Below are 4,303 nucleotides of genomic sequence, written 5' to 3'. Positions count from 1 at the left end.
CCAGCGGGCGCGATGGGAACGCATCAATCGCCGTCTCGCTGACCGCCGCGCGCTCACCGAAGCGATCGATAGCGGCGACCTTGACGGGCGCGTGGTGAATATTCCAACCGCGTTGTTCTCTGTCGCAAGGGAGGCGCCGCCGGCCGACACCTTCCGCCGCGTCAACGATCAGGTGGCGGAACTGGTCGCGGAGCAAGCGGGGCGACTGCACGGCATCGCCTCGGTGAACGCCTTCGGCGGGGAAGCGGCGGCCGACGAACTGACGCGCGCGGTGCGCGTGCTGAAGCTGCGCGGCGTGTTCCTCGAAAGCGAACAGGATGGCCGGCTGCTTGATGCGCCGGAGGCACGACCGGTGCTGACGGCGGCGGCCGACCTCGGCGTCCCGGTGTTCGCCCATCCGGTCAATCCCAAGGGGCTGACCGAGCAGCTCGCCCGCTACGGCCAGGTCGGCACCCTGTTCGCGCGCGGCACCATCAATGCGGCCACGCTGATTGCGCTCGTCGAGGGCGGCGTATTCGAGGCCCTGCCCCGGCTGCGCGTCGTAGTCACCAATCTCGCCATCGGTGGCCTGCTGCATGTCAGGGGTTTCGGCACCCACGGTGACAACCGGCCCGATGTCGGTGCCCTGCTTCGCCAGCACGTCTATATCGACACCATGGGTTTCGATCCGGTGCTGATCCGCGCCGCCGCCGACATCCTCGGCGTTGACCACGTGCTGGCCGGCAGCGACTGGCCAATCGTCAGCGATGAGCCGATTGCCGGACGCCTCGCGGCGTCGCTGACAGCGGCGGGATTCGACCCCACCGATCAGCGAAAGATCGCCGGCGGCAATGCGCGAGAATTGCTCGGCCTGTGAGGCAGAGGCGAGCGACGGGCGGCGGCAACGCTGAAGCTACGCCATAGATTTGGACGGTCAGATGTAGGAGGCCGGCGGCGGCTCGATGCCGTTGAGATAGAAGTTGCCGAGATGAAACTCCTTCCAGCGCAGCGGATCGTGCAGCGAATGGGTGCGGGCGTTGCGCCAGTGGCGATCGAGGCCGTATTGGGCGCGGGTCGCCCGTGCCCCGGTGAGCAGAAAGAACCGGTCGGCGACCGCAGTTGCGGCCTCGCTGGAGAGGATGCGGGCATCGGCGATCGCCATCCGCGCCGCGAGCAGGGCCTGATGGGTCGGCGCCGCACGTGCCGCGTCGATCAGGCGGGCGGCGTGCAGCAGTGCGACATGCGCGGACCGCGCCTCGACGCCAAGGCGGCCGAACTCGCGGATCACGAACGGCTCCTTGGCGTGCTCGTCGTACGGATTATTGATCCAGGGGCGGTTGGCGGTGAGGATGTAGTCGCGTGCGTCGGCCAGGGCTTCCTCGGCGATGCCGACATCGATCGCGGCGTGGATCAGGCTGGCGTTCAGCGCGAAAGAGCGCCCGGTATCGGTCTCGGCGCGCAACGGAAACACGTAGTCATCGGCGACAAAGGTGTTGGTGAAGATGGTGGTGCCGCTCGCGGTTGTGCGCTGACCCATGCCGTCCCAGTCGTTGACGATCTCAATGCCTTCGGCCGAACGAGGCACGAAGAACATGTGGGACTTGGCGTCTTCGCCGAGATTGGCCACGAAAGGGATCCATTGCGCGAAGATCGCGCCGGTCGAGTAGAACTTGCGGCCGGTCACCCGAAAACCGCCTGGCACACGCTCCAGCACGTGCTCGTAATCGCCGGGCCGGCGGCGCGTGTCCTCCGAATGGGCGTTGCCGATCCGCTCGCCGGCCAGGAAGCGCCGGTAGAAGAACTCGGCCTGTGCGGGCGAGCCGTTGGAGACCACGGGCAGCCAGCAGAAATGGTTCTGCGGGATCTGGCCAATGCTGGAATCCGCGGCCGAGAGAATCCGAAAGCTCTCCGCGACCGTGACCGCCGATACGTTGGCGCCGCCGAAGCGTTCCGGGACGGTGATTCCATAAAAGCCGGATTGCGTGAGCTGCTCGATTTCCGCGGCCGGCAGTTCGCCGGAGCGGTCGCGGGCCACGGCCCCCTTGCGGAACTCGACGGCCAGTCGGCCGACCACCTCGATGGCTTCGGCGTCGCTGCCGATGACGCGAACCGGACCGCGATCGGCGATGGCATCGACGCTTCGTAGCGCAGCGCTGCTTCGATCGGCGCTCATGCTCCGCTCCTTCTCATGCCGCCCGCGCCTGCAGCCGGCGTACCCGCGGAATCACCTGCTCAGCGAAGCGCCGCATGTTCTCATCCACCGGCTGGAACTGCAGCATGAACAGCTCGACGCCAGCGGCGTGAAACGCCAGAATGCGGTTAGCCACCGTTTCATAGCTGCCGACCAGCCGCGCCGAGGTGCCGCCATTGGTCCCAACCCGCGGCTCCTTGGCGGCGGTCTTGAACATTTGCGCCTCGGGATCGGCATTGGCCACCACTGCGGCACGCGTCGGCTTGTCCTTTTCGGAGATCGTGAACAGGTTGGCGAGCTCCGCCTCCGCCTCGGCGTCGGTGTCGCGGGCAATCACGAAGGCGGCCATACCGAATCGCAGCGGCGGGCCCCGCCGCGGCCGGCGCGCCACATCCTGGATCAGCGCGCGGATATCGGCGAGCGGCTGACCGTTCATGAAATAGACATCGGCCGCGGCGGCGGCGAGCGCGCGCGCCGGTTCGGATTCGCCGCCGAGATAGATCGTCGGCCGTTCGCGAAACCGGTCCTTCGGATTGAGCTGATAGCTGTCGACGTTGAAATGACGCCCGGCAAAATCGACACGACGACCCGAGGTCAGCCCCTGCACGATTTCGATCCATTCGCGGCCATAGGCGTAACGGTCGTCATGGGGCGGAAAGTCGATCCCGGCGCGCTCCAGTTCCGGCCGATACCAGCCATTGACCAGGTTGATCCCGAAACGTCCGCCGCTGATGGCCTCGATCTGCAGCGCCATCTTGGCAAGCACCACCGGATGGATCAAGAGCGGCTTGATCGCTGCGATCAATTCGATCTTGCTGGTGATGGCGGCAAGCGCCGCGGCACCGGTCCAGTTTTCCAGCAGGTCCTGTTCGTCACCGCTCGGATGGATGATGTGCTGGGCGAGCAGGGTCGATTCATAGCCGAGCGCCTCGGCCTCCAGGATCTGGCGCCGGTTGCGCTCCCAGGACGCATCGGGCGGATCGAGCGGATGATGGCGGGAGGCCCAGCTGCCATGGGTCAGCGCCCAGACTCCGAAGCGCAGGGAAGATGCGGTCAAGATCGGCTATCCCGCGCCGGCCGTTACGAAGGCAGCCCAGAGCCCGGCGCGGACGAATGGACCAGCGGCGCCGCGACTGCCTGCGACGTTAACCGCAGGCGATCATAAGTTCGATCGAGTGCCAGCGGGTTCCAAAGATCGGTCTGTGCGGAGCACCGCATGTCGAATTTCGCAGGCTTGGCGGAAACCTATTGTCCTGACGTCGATGCCTTCGAAAACCGCATCGGCTGAGACTTCAAGGCACGCAGAGCTCGGGACAACTATCCGACCAACCACGGGATCATACGGCCAACGCGGACCTACCAAACGTAGGGATGGCGCTGCGGGATTTGATTTCGCTAGCATTTCTATGAGAAGCGCCAGCGATGCGATTCGAGCAGCATCGCGAAACCTCAACCCGGCCAACCAGATGCGCCCGACAGACGTCGGCGCTTTTATCTTGCAATCCGTCGCCGGCATTCCCCCGCCCCTACTGCATCTCATCACAACACGCGAAAACCCACGAAAACCCGCGATGAAGCGCGATCTGAATCACGGCGATCGAACCTCGCTTGAATGATGCGCGAACAGGCCGGCCGACTGCCGCACACGAGCCGAAAGAACCACAACAGCGGGGTATGCTGGCGCGCGATCTGGATGCAGGCCATTTGCCAACCGATGGCCGCAAGAGCGGCTCGCGGGGCGCGGGGCAGCCATCGGCGAGGAACCACGGCGCGCCGTGCGCATCGTGCTATTTCGATCGGGTTTGCAATTGAAAGGCCTTGACGTCTCGACGAGAACGCCGAAGGCGCGGATTGACGGCGAAGCTCCTCGGTCGGCGCGTAGTTGAAGACCCGTGCCCGGCGTGCGTCGCGCCGCCCAACTGCATCGATGCGATCAGGATCGCGACGGTCGTATTGCGGTCCCGGGCGATCGCAAACCTGCCATCATGCTCCCGGCCGTCACGGGTGAAGCTCTGTCGCGCGCCAATCCTGGAACCGTTTCGAGAAACCTCGCCCAGTTTGCGACCTGGAAAGAGCGAGCTTGAGCGCGAGATGACAAAGGACTCCACCATGGCAATGTTGGACGGTCCAAAT

The 4,303-nt window shown here is 65.4% G+C and carries 3 protein-coding genes; 1 reads left to right on the top strand and 2 read right to left on the bottom strand.

What is annotated here, in order from left to right:
• On the top strand, positions 1-856 hold an 856-nt coding region (locus ABSG20_RS30930; protein ID WP_423868250.1), incomplete at its 5' end, for an amidohydrolase family protein.
• 57 nt (positions 857-913) lie between these two features.
• On the opposite strand, the gene ABSG20_RS30925 is transcribed toward ABSG20_RS30930, so the two are convergent.
• Both ABSG20_RS30925 and ABSG20_RS30920 read right to left on the bottom strand, forming a co-directional pair.
• On the bottom strand, positions 914-2,152 hold the full coding sequence (locus tag ABSG20_RS30925; protein WP_423868249.1) for an SfnB family sulfur acquisition oxidoreductase: 1,239 nt from the start codon (positions 2,150-2,152) through the stop codon (positions 914-916).
• Between the two features lie 13 nt (positions 2,153-2,165).
• Positions 2,166-3,230 (bottom strand): LLM class flavin-dependent oxidoreductase, encoded by a 1,065-nt coding sequence (locus tag ABSG20_RS30920; protein ID WP_490338351.1) that lies wholly within the window; start codon positions 3,228-3,230, stop codon positions 2,166-2,168.
• Positions 3,231-4,303: the final 1,073 nt, after the last annotated feature.

The sequence above is a fragment of the Bradyrhizobium sp. genome (genome assembly GCF_049512235.1).
GTDB lineage: Bacteria > Pseudomonadota > Alphaproteobacteria > Rhizobiales > Xanthobacteraceae > Bradyrhizobium.
Note: the sequence above shows the minus strand (reverse complement) of the source record. Positions and strands in the feature narration are given on the sequence as shown.

Bases quoted from the DNA above. Each gene is read 5' to 3' on its own strand.
- ABSG20_RS30925 (WP_423868249.1), bottom strand. From the start codon at position 2,152: ATGAGCGCCGATCGAAGCAGCGCTGCGCTACGAAGCGTCGATGCCATC.